Source organism: Dyadobacter sp. CY347 (assembly GCF_021502655.1).
GTDB lineage: Bacteria > Bacteroidota > Bacteroidia > Cytophagales > Spirosomataceae > Dyadobacter.
On the sequence record NZ_JAKFFT010000008.1, the window covers coordinates 354,783 to 370,474 of the forward strand.

Below are 15,692 nucleotides of genomic sequence, written 5' to 3' on the forward strand. Positions count from 1 at the left end.
AATTTGAGATTCGTTATCTTTGATTATGGGCAAGACAAAAACATCCAAAAAGAACCTCATTATTTCAGGAGCTCCATTAAGTGATGATGAGTTCAAGAACATGATTCGGGACGCAGAAAAAGGCCCATTTTTCAGCATGCAGGAAACAACCCAAATCATTGCCAAGTGGAAATCGAAGTACGCGAAGTAGTTGTCAGCCAGGAAGCATTACTGAGTTTAGAGGAAATATTTGTCTACGGCATCGAAACATTCTCCTACGGTTCAGCTTCGGTATTTGTAGATGAAATCCAAGCCAGTATACAAGGTCTTTCAAAAAATTACCTCCACCATCCAGAATGCAGACAGCTGGTAACCAAGTCCAAAAAGTATAGAAATATCCGCGTCGGGAGCTATTTAATAATTTATAAGGTTACACTACTACGCATCGAGGTTTTGAACATCATTCATTCAAGCCGCAGCATCTCGAAAATAAAATCCGTTCGCAAGATTAAAATAAAGTCTACATAGTCAGTTATCACTTAAAGCCCAAAGCTTCGCGCGGATGGCTAATATCAATGAAAACCAAAGGAATAGTTAAGAATAAAGTTAATATTGTAACGCTGGGTTGTTCCAAAAACCTGGTGGATTCAGAAGTGCTTTATACACAGCTCAAAGGAAACGGTTTCGCCGTTGATCATGAGTCCAAAAAAGACGATTCGCAGATTGTTGTCATTAACACCTGTGGATTTATCGATAACGCTAAGGAAGAATCCATCAATACAATCCTGCGCTACGCCGATGCAAAAGCAGCCGGAATGGTGGATAAAGTGTATGTTACCGGCTGTTTATCACACCGTTACAAAGATGAGCTTTCGGTAGAAATCCCAACAGTCGATGCCTGGTTCGGAACGAACGAACTACCTCGCCTGCTCAAAACATTAAAAGCGGATTACAAGCATGAACTTGTCGGCGAGCGCTTATTAACCACGCCCACACATTACGCTTACCTGAAAATTGCAGAAGGTTGCGACCGCCCGTGCAGTTTTTGCGCGATCCCCATTATGCGCGGTGGCCACGTCTCCCGCTCGATTGAGGAGCTTGTAAAAGAAGCAAAATCATTAGCAAAACGCGGCACCAAGGAACTGATCCTCATTGCGCAAGACCTGACATATTACGGTCTTGATATTTACAAAAAAAGGAATTTATCCGATTTGCTTGCTCAACTGTCTGATGTAGAAGGCATTGAGTGGATCAGGCTGCAATATGCTTACCCCGCCGGATTTCCGATGGACATTCTGGACATCATGAACGAGCGCAGCAACATTTGCAAATATCTGGATATGCCGTTGCAAACAGGTTCAACAGAGATTTTGAAATCCATGCGCCGAGGCATCACCCGTGAAAAAACCGAAGCATTGATCGAAACGATCCGTGCAAAAGTGCCGGACATTACATTGAGAACTACATTGATCGTCGGTCACCCCGGAGAAACAGAAGCATTATTTGATGAAACTTACGATTTTGTTGAAAAAATGCGTTTTGACCGTTTGGGAGCATTTCAATATTCCCACGAAGACAATACGCATTCCTACACCATGCCCGATGACATTCCTGCCGAGATCAAACAGGAACGTGCAGACGCCATTATGGAGCTTCAACAAGGTATTTCATACGAATTGAACCAGCAAAAAATCGGCAAGACTTATAAAGTGCTTTTCGATAGAAAAGAAGGCGGGCATTTCATCGGTCGTACGGAATTTGATTCACCGGAGGTTGATAATGAGGTGCTTGTCCCAGCCAGCCAATATGTTCGGTTAGGTGATTTTGCGCAGGTTAACATCACGTCGGCAGAGGAATTTGACCTTTACGGTTCTGTAATTTCCTGATAATGCTTTCGGGCTGGCTTAGTCTTTATTAAATTCGCGGCTTATAAGCCTGTTTCACAATATTTAAAAATATGTTACAAAGGATACAAACCATTTTTCTGGCCCTAACCGTCATCGGAATGGGTATTTTTCTTGCCTTCCCGTTATGGACAAAAGTCGCTGTTGAAGGCGAGCAAAGGGCCGACCTTACTGCCATTAAATTAACGCATCAGGTAAATGCTGTGCAGTCTAATGTTCAGCCGGTTTATTACCTGATCATTCTCGCCATTCTGGTTGCCGCAGTCGCAGTTTATGCAATACTTCAATACAAAAACAGGGTTTTACAATCTGCCCTTTGCGCAGTAAATTCCATTCTGATGACCATCATTATGGGTCTCGTGATCTATTTCACATTCTACAAAACTGCCAAACTCTTCGATCCAAACCTGCCCGGAAGCTATGAAATAGGGTTTTATGGATTGGTAGGCGCCATGCTGGCTAATGTTTTCGCGAATCGTTTTATCAGGAAGGACGAGCGGGAAGTTCAGCAGTCGAAGCGGTTTAGGTGACATTAACATGTCAGCCGTGATGCGACTTGCCTTGTCAGCCTGAGCTCTATTGCCTGTCAGCCTGAGCGGACCGGGCCGCCGGGCGGTCGAAGGCACGTTAACAAGGAGTAGCGCGCCTTGTCAGCCTAGGAGCATCACGCTTGTCAGCCTGAGCTCTATTGCCTGTCAGCCTGAGCGTAGTCGAAGGCGCGTTACCAAGGAGTAGCGCGCCTTCGACTACGCTCAGGCTGACAGGGCATAATACGCTCAGGGTGACAAGGCATTTAACAAGCCTACACCAATCCCTCCCGCAACAGATCATGCAGATGCACAAAGCCTAAAATCGCATCCGCCTCCACTACAACAACCTGCGTAATGCTGCGGGTTTGCATGAGTTCCAGCGCTTTTACCGCATATTCATCAGGCGAGACTGAGATGGGAGACTTAGTCATAATATCCCGTGCTTTCAGGTGTAAAATGTTGCCGCCGTCGTGTTGCTTCAACATTCTCCGTAAATCGCCATCGGTGATGATGCCGGCCATTTTGCCATCTGCATTGTTTACTGCCGTTGCGCCGAGCCTTTTCGAGGTCATTTCCAGGATAATTTCCTGTAAACCTGCATCTTCCGAAACCATAGGCAACGCATTGTGCGGATAGATGTCACAGATTTTAAGGTAAAGTCTTTTTCCCAAAGCGCCGCCCGGATGAAATTTCGCAAAATCATCGTGCGTAAAACCTCTGGCTTCCAGTAAACAGATTGCCAACGCATCGCCTAATGCCATCGTCACCGACGTGCTGGTTGTAGGCGCAAGGTTCAGTGGATCAGCTTCTTCGGGGGCGTAAGCGTGCAGGATATGGTCTGCGTTTTTTGCTAAATAAGAATCCTTGTTGCTTACCATAGCGATCATCGTTACACCGGTCCGTTTCAGGAGCGGAACCAGCACTTTGATTTCGGCGGTGTCGCCGCTGCGGGAGATTACGATGACCACGTCGTTGTCCTGGATCATGCCCAGGTCGCCATGAATGGCGTCCGCTGCGTGCATGAAGAGCGCGGGCGTTCCGGTGGAGTTTAATGTAGCAACTATTTTTTGACCCACAATGGCGCTTTTGCCCACTCCGGACACCACAACGCGACCTCCGCAGTTGATAATGGCATATACGCAGTTTTCAAATTTTTCATCAATCAATCCGATCAGATTATGCAATGCTTCTGCCTCTTGCCGTAATACTTCTTTTGCTATTGACTGAATATTTTTTATTAATTTCAAATCTGAAACACAGTTTTATTGGGAACCAATGGGATTTTTAATTTCAAAAGCAAAGATATAGAAGTTTGGGATAACCATTTTGTTAACAGAGTATGGTAAATAATGTTGATGCCGTCGTTTTAGACACGTTGAAAGAGAGACTAAAAGAAATTTTTGGGTATAGTCAATTCCGGGGTGAGCAAGAAGTAATCATTCAAAACATCCTTCTTGGTAAGAATACTTTTGTGATCATGCCAACCGGAGCTGGAAAATCACTTTGCTATCAATTGCCTGCTCTTGTCAGCGATGGTCTGACCATCGTTATATCGCCGCTTATTGCTTTAATGAAGAACCAGGTCGACCAGTTGACGGCCTTCGGCATTAATGCACAGTTCCTTAACTCTACGCTTACCAAGTCCGAAATTACCCGGGTAAAAAGCGATGCGCTGGATGGCAGCCTCAAACTGCTCTACATTGCCCCTGAGTCACTTACGAAAGAAGATAACCTTGATTTTCTTAAAAAAGTAAAGATATCCTTCGTCGCCATTGACGAGGCACATTGTATTTCCGAATGGGGACACGATTTCCGGCCTGAATACCGCCGCATTTACGGGATCATTGAAAATATAGGCAACCTTCCCATCATTGCGCTTACGGCCACAGCAACCCCGAAAGTGCAGCAGGACATCCGCAAAAACCTGCAAATGGAAGAAGCGGAGACATTTAAGTCTTCATTTAACAGAAAAAACCTTTATTACGAAATCCGTCCGAAAAAGGATGTTAAGAAGCAACTGATCCGTTACGTTCGCAACAATAAAGGCAAATCGGGGATTGTGTATTGCCTGAGCAGGAAGACGGTGGAGGAAGTGGCTGAACTGCTTCGCGTTAACGACGTTCGTGCATTACCGTATCATGCCGGATTGGACAGCAACACGCGCATGGCCAACCAGGATGCATTCCTGAATGAAGAGGCGGACGTGATCGTTGCGACCATTGCATTCGGAATGGGAATTGACAAGCCGGATGTTCGTTTTGTAATACATTATGATGTTCCCAAGTCGCTGGAAGGTTATTATCAGGAAACGGGAAGGGCCGGACGCGACGGTTTGGAAGGAAACTGCCTGATGTTTTACAGCTATGAGGACATTCAGAAGCTGGAAAAATTCAACAAAGACAAAACGGTTACCGAAAGGGACAATGCACGCCATTTGCTGAATGAAATGGTAGCCTATTCAACATTAGGCGTTTGCCGCAGGAGACAGCTGCTGAGCTATTTTGGCGAATATCTGGAAAAAGATTGCGGGTTTTGTGATAACTGCATCAAGTCAACGGAAAAAACAAAGGTTCAGGACGGCGTTATACTCGTCCTGAGAGCTGTTCAGCTTACTGAGCAACGATTCGACTGTGAACACATTGCGGACGTCCTGACGGCCACTGAAAACCAATATGTCAAAAGCTACGAACACGACCAGCTCGATGTGTATGGTAAGGGGTTAGAAATCAGTGAATCGAGAGAATACTGGATTTCGACCATTCGCCAGCTTGTGATTTTTAATTACCTCGAAAAGGATATTGAAAACTACGGGGTGATCAAATTGGGTGAAAAAGGTGCAAATTACCTGAACGATCCATATCCGGTTACGCTTCATAAAGACCATAATTTTGATGAAGAGGAAATAAAACCGGAGGATGATGACAAGGATGCGGCTGCCGGAGGCGGAAGTGCGCATGCCTATGACGAAGCACTTTTGGGAATGCTCAAAGCGCTCCGTAAAAAGGTTGCCAAGGAGAAAAACCTGCCCCCTTACGTTATTTTCCAGGATCCGTCATTGGAGGAAATGGCAACGACTTACCCGACTACCCAACAGGAAATGGCGCAGATCAATGGCGTCGGGATGGGTAAGGTGCAGAAATTCGGTCGTCAGTTCCTGGATCTGATCACCCGTTATGTCGAAGAAAATGAGATTGAGACAGCCAAAGATGTCGTCATTAAATCGACTGTCAATAAATCGAAGATTAAAATATTTATCATCCAGCAAGTCGACCGCAAAGTAAGCCTGGATGAAATCGCCGAAGTGAAGGATCTGGCCCTCGCCGATGTCATTGAAGAAGTTGAACATATCTGTTACTCAGGAACGAAGCTTAACCTTGATTACTATATCAATCAGGTTATTGACCGGGAAAGACAGCAGGATATATATGACTATTTCATGACTGCCGAAACGGACAATATAGCCGCCGCACTGGGAGAATTTGCCCATGACGAGATCAGCGAAGAAGAATTGCGGCTTATGCGCATCAAGTTTTTATCCGAACTGGCGAATTAACAGGCGGGAAAAACTTGTTGTCAGTGTTTTTGTGAAACAATTAACCATTTATGAACATACTTATATTGGGATCAGGCGGAAGAGAACATGCCTTTGCCTGGAAAATAGCCCAAAGCCCTCTTTGTGACAGTTTATATGTAGCGCCCGGCAACGCGGGAACTGCGGGTGTTGCAACCAACCTCTCTATATCTTACAATGATTTTGATGCCATCGCAAATGCGGTGTTGCAAAACAATATTGAGCTGGTGATCGTTGGTCCGGAAGAACCACTGGTCAACGGCATTGTCGATTATTTCGAATCCAGGGCAGATCTTTCAAAAGTAAAAATTATCGGTCCGAATAAAGCAGGTGCGCAGTTGGAGGGAAGCAAGGATTTTTCCAAACAATTCATGCAGAAATACGGCATTCCAACGGCTTCATCGGCAACATTCACCGTTGAAACATTGGAACAAGGCCTGGAATATCTTGAAGCCCACCCACTTCCGATTGTTTTGAAAGCCGACGGACTTGCTGCCGGAAAAGGTGTTATCATTGCTGAGAAGCATTCAGAAGCCGAAACAGCATTCAGGGAAATGCTTCTCGACCGTAAATTCGGCGATGCGGGTAATAAAGTTGTCATAGAACAATTTTTGAAAGGGATAGAATTATCCGTATTTGTCCTTTCTGATGGAGAGCATTATAAAATTTTACCCGAAGCAAAAGATTACAAACGCATTGGCGAAAACGATACAGGCCTGAATACAGGCGGAATGGGCGCAGTATCGCCGGTAGCATTTGCAGATGCTAATTTTTTGAAAAAAGTAGACGAGAAGGTGGTTAAGCCCACTTTACATGGTCTTAAAAGTGAAGGAATCAAGTATGTAGGCTTTATTTTTATTGGCCTGATGAACATAAAAGGGGAGCCTTTTGTGATCGAATACAATGTTAGAATGGGTGATCCGGAAACGGAAGTGGTGATTCCGCGGATACAGTCCGATTTTGCTATGCTCATGGCCTCAACCGCGAAGGGAACTTTGAATGAATTTGAATTACAAATCTCCCCGCAGGTGGCCGTGACGACCGTGGTTGTGTCAGGAGGTTATCCAGGAGATTATGAAAAAGGAAAGGTAATTTCCGGCAGCCAAAAAGTAGAAGATGTGTTTTTATACCACGCAGGCACTACTTTCAATGGAAACACCGAAGTTGTGACAAATGGAGGAAGGGTGATGGCACTTACAGGCCTGGCCAATTCCCTCGAAAATGCGGTCCATAAATCGCAGCGCGCAGCCCAGGCTGTGCAGTTCGAAGGGAAGTATTTCCGGCACGACATCGGTGTGGATTTAATACGTTATAACGATTGAAGATATGAGTAATTATGGGATGTGGATCATGTTCATCCGGCGGATGCGGTACTAGTAGTGGATCAGCGGTCTCCGGATGTGGAAGTAATGGAACCTGTGGAACAGGAGGATGCAATAAAATGAATGTCTTCGACTGGTTGAGTCACATGGATGTGCCTGTTAGCCAACGTTTTGATGTTGTCGAAGTTAAATTCAAAGGAGGAAGAAAAGAGTATTTCAGAAATATAAATCAGCTGGAATTCATCACAGGCGACTATGTGGTTTGTGAAATGGCTTCCGGGCAGCATATCGGGACGGTTTCTTTGCAGGGTGAGCTCGTAAGGCTTCAAATGAAGCGTAAAAACGTAGTGATCAATGATGATATGCACGTGATTTACCGCGTTGCAAATGAAAAAGACCTTGATAAGCACACCCAGGCGATGGCACGCGAGATGCCGACGCTTTATCGTACACGTGAGATAATCCGTGAGATGAAGCTCAATATGAAGCTCTCCGACGTGGAGTTTCAATCTGATAATACCAAAACAACATTCTATTATTCCTCCGAGGAACGCGTCGATTTTCGTGAGCTGATCAAGTCATTGGCTTCGGAATTCAAGGTTCGGATTGAAATGCGGCAGATCAGCCTGCGTCAGGAAGCGAGCCGTTTGGGCGGATTGGGTTCTTGCGGGCGCGAACTGTGCTGCTCGACCTGGCTTACGGATTTTAAAAATATATCAACAGCCGCAGCGCGTTACCAAAACCTGTCATTGAATCCTGCAAAACTTTCAGGACAATGCGGCCGGTTGAAATGCTGTCTGAATTACGAGCTCGAAACCTACATTGATGCTTTACGGGACATTCCGACAGTGGATGTGCCTTTGAAGACCAAAAAAGGTGTTGCTGTTTTGCAAAAAACGGACATTTTCAAGAAAATCATGTGGTTTGGTTTTGATAAAGACACAAACTGGTATCCGGTGGCGATCAGTAAAGTGCTGGAAATCATGGAGCTGAACAAAAAGGACATTATTCCGGAATCGTTGGAAATCCTGACGCCGCAAGCCGAAAGAACAGCAGTGGACAGAGCGCCCGGAAAGATCAACAGCGATCTTGAAAACCTGGATAAGAAATACAGCGAGGAACAGAAAAAGAAGAAAAAGAAGAAAAGCAGGTCTGGCAAGAACAAGAACAATGCCAACAAACCGCAAGCTTCTTCTCCTCAGAAAACCGACTAGAATCCGGCAAGATCTTTAACTGGAAGGAAGTCAAGGCTTATCAGCGCTTGGCTTCCTTTTTTTACAAAATGGCTTATGAAGGAGCATATTGAGAAACTCTACCAGATTTCCGGCAAAAAATCGCGCAGAATTATCGGGTTAATGTCCGGAACCTCACTGGATGGGCTGGACGTGGCTGTTTGTAACATTGAAGGAAGCGGCACGGAAACGGTTTTAGAGTTAGAATTTTTCACAACGGTGCCGTATGACGAAGAATTTCGCAATGAAATCCTTCAAATCTTTGCCAAAAGACAGATCGATTTTCAACAGCTTTGCCTCCTGAATCCATACATTGGCATCACGCATGCCAAAATGATCCTGGACTGTCTGGAAAGCTGGGACATTGATTTGAAGCACATTGACCTTATCGCCAGTCACGGTCAAACCGTATTTCACGCACCTAAAAAACAGCATAAGCTTCCCGAATTCCCTAATGCAACATTGCAAATTGGTGACGGTGACCACATTGCAGTAAAAACAGGCATTATTACATTAAGTGATTTCCGTCAAAAACACATTGCCGCTGGCGGAGAAGGCGCTCCTCTGGCTGTATATGGAGATCATTTCCTGTTTTCTAAGGAAGGTGAAAATCGCATTCTGCTCAATATGGGCGGCATTGCCAACTTTACATTCCTGCCAGGAACACTCGACACCACGAAAATATTTACAACGGACACTGGCCCCGGAAACACACTTCTGGACGCCTATACCAAGCGATTTTACCATAAACCTTACGACGAAAACGGCACCATTGCAGCGAGCGGGAAAGTGAATGAAACATTGCTGGCAACATTAAAGTCCTTTCCGTTTTTCAAAGCACCATTTCCAAAAACCACCGGCCCCGAAGTTTTCAATTTTGATTACGTAGAATCGGCCATTCAGCAATCCAAACTGATCTCTGTGTCCCGACAGGATATTATCGCAACATTGACGCAGCTTAGCGCCGAAACTATTTCTGACGCGATCAGGAGCGTAATGAACGAGGATGAGGCTTACACCATTTACGCAAGCGGCGGCGGCGCGCATAACCCGGTCTTAATGTCGGGAATTTCTCACGCGTTGAACCGTCCTGTGTTAAAAATTGATAAGCTGGGCATTTCTGGCGATGCTAAGGAGGCGGTTTTGTTCGCTGTTTTAGCAAATGAAGCAGTAGCCGGCCAACAAATGCATTTTGGAGAAAAAGAAGGCGTGCCGGGCGTTTCTATGGGGAAAATTTCGTTTCCAGGCTAATTGCAAAAAATATTAAAGAATAAGATGTACGACATTACCATCATAGGCGGAGGCATCGTAGGCCTGGCCACAGCATTGCGATTAAAAGAGCAAAAACCCGCGCTGAAAATCCTGCTGCTGGAAAAAGAAAATGAAGTTGCCAAGCACCAAACCGGGCATAACAGCGGCGTAATCCACTCCGGGTTATATTACAAACCAGGCAGTCTGAAAGCCACCAATTGCATCCGCGGTTATCAAATGCTGATCGATTTCTGCAACCGGGAAGGCGTGCATTATGATTTATGCGGAAAGATCGTTGTCGCAACCACCGAAGAACAGCGGCCATTGCTGCGTAATTTGTTCGAAAGGGGAAATCAGAATGGCTTGACACAAAACAGAATGATCTCACAAGGTGAAATTCGCGAAATTGAACCGCATGTGGTTGGATTGGAAGGCATCTGGGTCCCTTACACGGGCATTATCGACTACAAAGCAGTCTCTGAAAAATACGCAGAATGTTTCCAGAAATCAGGCGGAGAAATTCGTTTTGGAGAAAAAGCAATTGATATTAAAAACCGTAATACACATTCCGAAGTCGTTTCGGCGACGGGTAACGTGTTTGAAACAAAACTGATCGTCAATTGTGCCGGGCTTTATTCCGATAAAGTGGCTCAATTAACGCAACCTGAGAACATTAAAGTCAGGATCATTCCGTTCCGGGGTGAATATTATAAGATCAAACCGGAGAAACATCATTTGGTCAAAAACCTCATTTATCCAGTCCCAGATCCTAATTTCCCATTCCTCGGCGTGCATTTCACGCGCATGATCGAAGGCGGTGTTGAAGCCGGGCCTAATGCTGTTTTTGCATTTCGCAGGGAGGGTTATAGTAAGCTGGACTTCAATGTTCCTGAACTGATGGAATCACTGGCCTGGCCAGGTTTCAGGAAAGTGGCGATGAAATACTGGAAAACGGGCATGGGCGAATATTACCGGTCATTTTCCAAAGCTGCTTTCACAAAAGCACTACAAGGCCTCATTCCTGAAATTCAGAGTGAAGACCTCATTCCCGGCGGCGCGGGCGTTCGTGCGCAGGCCTGCGATTACGATGGCGGGTTGCTGGATGATTTTTCTATAATTGAAAATAAGAATGCCATTAATGTCTGCAATGCGCCTTCACCGGCTGCAACATCTTCATTATCAATTGGCCAGACCGTTTCCGAGCGTGTTTTGGCAAGAATTTAGAGATTGTTACTAAACAAAAAGGTCTCTGTTCTAAATGAAGAACAGAGACCTTTTTGTTTATTCAATTATTATAAAGACCCTTCTTTTCCCAGCTTACTATTCTTCTTACCGTAACCAAAATATACTGCAAGCCCAATCGCCAGCCAAATCGCTAGGCGATACCAGCTTTCGATAGGAAGCGAATACATCAGGTAAAGGCATACAACAATCCCCATAATTGGCACAAACGGAACCAATGGCGTACGGAATGAACGTTCCAGGTCCGGCCTCTTCACACGCAGCATCCATACGCCTACGCATACAAGGCAGAATGCAAACAATGTCCCTATACTCACCATATGGCCCAAATCACTCACAGGAACCAGTCCGGCAAAGATGCTTACAAAGCCCATGAAGAAAAGATTGGTTTTCCATGGCGTCGAGAATTTAGGATGCACATCGCTGAAAAACTTAGGCAAAAGTCCGTCTTTGCTCATCGAATAGAACACGCGGCTTTGACCCAAAAGCATTACCAGCATTACCGAAGTGTAACCTGCAAGAATGGCAATGATCAATGCGGTTTGCAGTGAATCGTAACCTGTTTTAGCAAAGGCAGTTGCAGCAGGTTTAGCATCATTTGCAAACTCTGTATATTTTACTAAGCCCGTCATTACGTGTGCAAAAAGCACATACAAAATTGTACAAACAACCAGTGATCCAAGGATCCCGATCGGCATCCCTTTTTGTGGGTTTTTAGCTTCCTGAGCTGCCGTAGAAACTGCATCAAAACCAATAAATGCAAAGAATACAACCGCCGCGCCTGTTGCAATACCCGACCAGCCGAAGTTTTCATACTGTCCAGTATTTTCCGGAATGTACGGCACATAATTTTGAGGATCGATGTAGTTCCAACCCAGGGCAATGAAAATCAAAACCACTGCTACTTTTACCACAACCAGCACATTGTTCAAAAACGCTGATCCTTGTGTTCCTCTGATGAGTAATAGTGAAAGCAAGCATACAACAATGATGGCGGGCAAATTGATAAGGCCGTTGTCGATGATAGTTCCATCGCTCAATTTCACTACTTCAAAAGGCGAACAAACCAGTTGTGCAGGCAGGTGAATGCCAAATTTGTTTAAAAATTCAAGCAAATAACGCGACCAGCTCACCGAAACGGTTGCTGCTCCCAATGCATATTCCAAAACAAGGTCCCAGCCAATGATCCAGGCAACAAACTCACCCATCGTAGCATATGAGTAAGTATATGCACTTCCTGCGATAGGGATCATGGAAGCAAACTCAGCATAACAAAGCCCCGCAAAGCCGCAACCCACAGCCGCAAGGATGAATGATATGGTAACGGCTGGTCCTGAATGTTCAGCAGCAGCAATCCCGGTTAATGAAAAAAGACCAGCCCCAATGATCGCGCCGATTCCAAGGGCAACCAGACTGGTAGAGCTCAATGAACGCTTTAATTGATTTCCTTCTCCTGATGATTCCAGTAATAATTTGTCAATAGGCTTTTTGACCCAGAGTTGATTTGCCATATAATGCGTTTGTTGTAGTTATATTAACATCTGTTAAAACTAAAAAGAAAATTTGCCATTAGCGTATATAGACAAAATAAAAAGGGGAAAGTATGAAACTTAACCCCTTTTTATTCTAATATATCTTTATGCCTTAATCTTTTTGCCTCCGACCGGCGCGACAGGTTCTGCCACCGTCAATGCAGGCTCTTTTCTTTTTTCGCGTTGCAGCAAGTCAACCACGATAGGCGCTGCTACAAACAGAGATGAGTAAGTTCCCACGATAACCCCAAGAAGCATACAGAATGTAAATCCCCGGATTACAGCTCCTCCGAAGATCATTAACACGATCAAAACAAGGATTACCGAGATACCCGTTACCGCAGTACGGCTCAACGTGCTGTTCAATGCATTGTTAATAACCGTTGGCAGGCTTTGGTTGCGTGACTTATCATCCGCCAGGTAATCCCGGATACGGTCATAAATTACAACTGTGTCATTCATTGAATAACCAATCATTGTCAAAATCGCACCGATAAACGCCTGGTCGATATCCAGTGACCATGGCAACCAGCCGTTGAACAGCGAGAAAATAGCCAGGATAATGATCACATCATGCCCGAGCGACACAACCGCTCCATAACTGAACGCAACCCTTTTGAATCGAATCAGGATATAGATAAAGTTGGCAGCAAGTGCGAGCAAGATCGCGTACACGGCCGACCAAAGCGTATCATTGGCCATCGTTGGCCCTACTTTGTTAGAACTCACGATCTTGGCAGGATTGTTAGGGATTTTCTTAACGCCTGCCAGGATTTTCGCCTCAGCTTTTTGATCTGCATCCGTAGATGTCTCTTCGATCAGGTAAGCAGTAGTGATTTTCACCTGATCCTGTCCACCGAATGTTTTTACTTCTGTGGTCGAGCCAAGATCTTCGTCCATAATGCTTCTTAACTTATCCGCATCAACCGATTCCTGGAAACGAACCACATAAGAACGTCCGCCTTTGAAGTCGATACCCAGTCCAAATCCTTTGAAAATGAATGAACCAACCCCGATCGCAATGATAATCGCAGAGATAATGTAGAAACGACGGCGTTGTGAAACGAAATCAAAGTCGTTGTCTTTAAACCAGTTTTTAGTCAGACCCGAATAGAAATTGAATACTTTTCCTCTTTTGATCTGTTGTTCAAGGAACAAACGCGTGATAAAAATGGCGCAAAACAGAGAGGTAAGCAAACCGAGAACCAATGTGGTCGCAAATCCAAGTACAAGCCCTGTTCCAAATGTGTAAAGGATGATACCCGTAAGCAATGTTGTTACATTGGAGTCAATGATCGCTGTAAGCGAATGCTTGAAACCGTCCCTAACTGCTTGTGCAAATGGCTTTCCGTTTTCCAACTCGACCTTGATCCCCTCATAAATAAGTACGTTCGCATCCACGGCCATCCCAATCGAAAGCACGATACCGGCGATACCCGAAAGTGTAAGAACCGCTCCGAGAGAAGCCATAACCCCCAACAGGAAGAACAAGTTGATAAGCAAAGCAATATCGGCGATCCAACCTGCACGGCTGTAATAAGCCACCATGAAAACCAAAACGATGAGCAAACCAACGGCAGATGAAATAAGTCCGTCATTAATGGCCTCAGCACCCAGCGAAGAACCTACAACCGCTTCTTCAACAATGTGCGTAGGAGCCGGTAACTTACCTGCTTTCAAGACGTTAGACATATCTTTTGTCTCTTCCACTGTAAAGCTTCCGGTAATGCTTGAGTTACCATTAGGGATTTCGCCTTGTACTGTCGGCGCGGTGTAAACAAGATTATCGATAATGATCGCAACCGGGCGGCCTACGCTGCGGGCAGTTAATGTACGCCATTTTCGGGCGCCTTCACCGTTCATACGCATTGTAACCTCAGGACGGCCACGCTCATCGTAGTCGTGCGTTGCATCCACGATCACGTCACCTTCCATAGCAGCCTGGCCATTTTGCTTTTTAATAAAATACAATGGCAGGATCAATTGGTTGTTAACGCCTTCTGTTCCTTTGCGGTCCCACATAAACACCAGGTCCGCAGGGAATAAGGATTTCACTTCAGGGCGGCGCAGGATTTCACTTGCACGCGCAGTGTCTTTCAGGAAAACACCCAGGCCTTGTGGCATCGGAACGAACAAATTTGTCAATGCAGCACTTTGAGCAGCCAATGCAGAAGAGTCGGTTGCGGTAGAATCAGCCGATTTTTGAGCCAATTGGGCAGCAAGACCGCCGTCTGTTTTCTTAGTTGTATCTGTTGTGGCAGCAGCGGCTGTTGTGGCCGGTTTGCCAGTTGCTTTTTTAATTTCTTCCTGTTTAGCAAGATATTTCCCTAACCCGTCCAATCCGGAAGCAAGCTCGTTGGTCAGATAAACCTCAGAAAATTCAAGTTTTGCAGCGCCTGAAAGCAAACGACGCACACGCTCAGGGTTATCAACACCCGGAAGCTCAACCAAAATACGGTTCTGGCCGGGCAGACGCTGAATGTTCGGGTTAGTTACCCCAAACTTATCGATACGGGCCTGTGTGATCTGGAATGCACGGTCAATTGAACCATTCACCTCCGTGTTCAGCATTTTGATCACGTCGCTATCCGACGAGCTGCTGCTGATTTTGCCTCTGTTGGAGCTTGTCGCAAAAATGCTGGCCAGGCTTGAATTAGGGGCAGCTTCTTTATATGCAGCGGCAAAGCGGTTGATAAATGTGCTGTTGCTAACGGCTTTGTTTTCACCTGCTTTTTTCAATGCATTCTGGAAAGCGACGCTGCGTGCATTTCCGCCAGCCATTCCTTTCAAAATGTCAGCCGGGGCCACTTCCATTACTACGTGCATACCGCCTTGCAAATCAAGACCAAGGTTCAGCTCACGTTCCATTACTTCCTGCAAAGTATGACCGATGTACACATCTTCACGCCATAGCGAATCAATGTAGCGTTGTTTTTTCGACAGGTCTACTTCTCCTTTCGCATCAGTCGCATAAGCCACGGATTTGGCTTTAATGTTGCGGGACACGAATGTAAATGAGAGATAATAGACGCTAATCAGGGCGATCACGATGGTTAGCCCGATAATTCCGTTCTTATTAGCCATTATTATGTTTTGAAAAAATTGAAATTATATTCCTGAAAATGAAGA

Annotated in this window: 12 protein-coding genes; 9 read left to right on the forward strand and 3 right to left on the reverse strand. The window is 45.3% G+C overall.

The window, feature by feature from the left end:
* Nucleotides 1–25: 25 nt before the first annotated feature.
* From L0659_RS19920 to L0659_RS19935, 4 genes are all read left to right on the forward strand, one after another.
* The gene (locus tag L0659_RS19920; protein ID WP_235128341.1) at nt 26–190 is read left to right on the forward strand and encodes a hypothetical protein; all 165 of its coding nucleotides are present in this window, start codon (nt 26–28) and stop codon (nt 188–190) included.
* The gene (locus L0659_RS19925; RefSeq protein WP_235128342.1) at nt 166–507 is read left to right on the forward strand and encodes a type II toxin-antitoxin system RelE/ParE family toxin; all 342 of its coding nucleotides are present in this window, start codon (nt 166–168) and stop codon (nt 505–507) included. The genes L0659_RS19920 and L0659_RS19925 overlap by 25 nt, the downstream gene beginning before the upstream one ends.
* A gap of 47 nt (nt 508–554) precedes the next feature.
* Complete coding sequence (rimO, locus tag L0659_RS19930; protein ID WP_235128343.1) at nt 555–1,865, forward strand: 30S ribosomal protein S12 methylthiotransferase RimO; 1,311 nt, start codon at nt 555–557, stop codon at nt 1,863–1,865.
* Nucleotides 1,866–1,936: 71 nt separating this feature from the next.
* Nucleotides 1,937–2,413, forward strand: a complete 477-nt coding sequence (locus L0659_RS19935) for a DUF4293 domain-containing protein (protein ID WP_235128344.1) — start codon at nt 1,937–1,939, stop codon at nt 2,411–2,413.
* Between the two features lie 272 nt (nt 2,414–2,685).
* On the opposite strand, the gene L0659_RS19940 is transcribed toward L0659_RS19935, so the two are convergent.
* Nucleotides 2,686–3,660, reverse strand: a complete 975-nt coding sequence (locus L0659_RS19940; protein WP_235128345.1) for an SIS domain-containing protein — start codon at nt 3,658–3,660, stop codon at nt 2,686–2,688.
* A 92-nt stretch (nt 3,661–3,752) separates the two neighbouring features.
* On the opposite strand from L0659_RS19940, the gene recQ reads away from it, so the two are divergent.
* The 5 genes from recQ (at nt 3,753) to lhgO (ending at nt 11,013) form a co-directional block, all read left to right on the forward strand.
* Nucleotides 3,753–5,966 (forward strand): DNA helicase RecQ, encoded by a 2,214-nt coding sequence (gene recQ / locus L0659_RS19945; protein WP_235128346.1) that lies wholly within the window; start codon nt 3,753–3,755, stop codon nt 5,964–5,966.
* Nucleotides 5,967–6,016: 50 nt separating this feature from the next.
* Nucleotides 6,017–7,306 carry a phosphoribosylamine--glycine ligase gene (purD, locus tag L0659_RS19950; RefSeq protein ID WP_235128347.1) on the forward strand — a complete coding sequence of 430 codons (1,290 nt, stop codon included), beginning with the start codon at nt 6,017–6,019 and terminating at the stop codon, nt 7,304–7,306.
* A 119-nt stretch (nt 7,307–7,425) separates the two neighbouring features.
* A complete protein-coding gene (locus L0659_RS19955; RefSeq protein ID WP_235128348.1) occupies nt 7,426–8,520 on the forward strand; it encodes a regulatory iron-sulfur-containing complex subunit RicT in 1,095 nt (364 codons plus the stop codon).
* 75 nt (nt 8,521–8,595) lie between these two features.
* Nucleotides 8,596–9,789: an anhydro-N-acetylmuramic acid kinase gene (locus tag L0659_RS19960; protein WP_235128349.1), complete on the forward strand. Its 1,194-nt coding sequence runs from the start codon at nt 8,596–8,598 to the stop codon at nt 9,787–9,789.
* Nucleotides 9,790–9,813: 24 nt separating this feature from the next.
* Complete coding sequence (lhgO, locus tag L0659_RS19965; protein WP_235128350.1) at nt 9,814–11,013, forward strand: L-2-hydroxyglutarate oxidase; 1,200 nt, start codon at nt 9,814–9,816, stop codon at nt 11,011–11,013.
* 68 nt (nt 11,014–11,081) lie between these two features.
* On the opposite strand, the gene L0659_RS19970 is transcribed toward lhgO, so the two are convergent.
* Nucleotides 11,082–12,542: an amino acid permease gene (locus L0659_RS19970; protein ID WP_235128351.1), complete on the reverse strand. Its 1,461-nt coding sequence runs from the start codon at nt 12,540–12,542 to the stop codon at nt 11,082–11,084.
* A gap of 126 nt (nt 12,543–12,668) precedes the next feature.
* Nucleotides 12,669–15,647 (reverse strand): protein translocase subunit SecDF, encoded by a 2,979-nt coding sequence (secDF, locus tag L0659_RS19975; RefSeq protein ID WP_235128352.1) that lies wholly within the window; start codon nt 15,645–15,647, stop codon nt 12,669–12,671.
* Nucleotides 15,648–15,692: the final 45 nt, after the last annotated feature.

Coding starts and splice junctions, on each gene's coding strand:
- L0659_RS19920 (WP_235128341.1), top strand. CDS start 26: ATGGGCAAGACAAAAACATCCAAAAAGAACCTCATTATTTCAGGAGCT.
- rimO (WP_235128343.1), top strand. CDS start 555: ATGAAAACCAAAGGAATAGTTAAGAATAAAGTTAATATTGTAACGCTG.
- L0659_RS19935 (WP_235128344.1), top strand. CDS start 1,937: ATGTTACAAAGGATACAAACCATTTTTCTGGCCCTAACCGTCATCGGA.
- recQ (WP_235128346.1), top strand. CDS start 3,753: ATGGTAAATAATGTTGATGCCGTCGTTTTAGACACGTTGAAAGAGAGA.
- purD (WP_235128347.1), top strand. CDS start 6,017: ATGAACATACTTATATTGGGATCAGGCGGAAGAGAACATGCCTTTGCC.
- L0659_RS19955 (WP_235128348.1), top strand. CDS start 7,426: ATGAATGTCTTCGACTGGTTGAGTCACATGGATGTGCCTGTTAGCCAA.
- L0659_RS19960 (WP_235128349.1), top strand. CDS start 8,596: ATGAAGGAGCATATTGAGAAACTCTACCAGATTTCCGGCAAAAAATCG.
- lhgO (WP_235128350.1), top strand. CDS start 9,814: ATGTACGACATTACCATCATAGGCGGAGGCATCGTAGGCCTGGCCACA.
- L0659_RS19970 (WP_235128351.1), bottom strand. CDS start 12,542: ATGGCAAATCAACTCTGGGTCAAAAAGCCTATTGACAAATTATTACTG.
- secDF (WP_235128352.1), bottom strand. CDS start 15,647: ATGGCTAATAAGAACGGAATTATCGGGCTAACCATCGTGATCGCCCTG.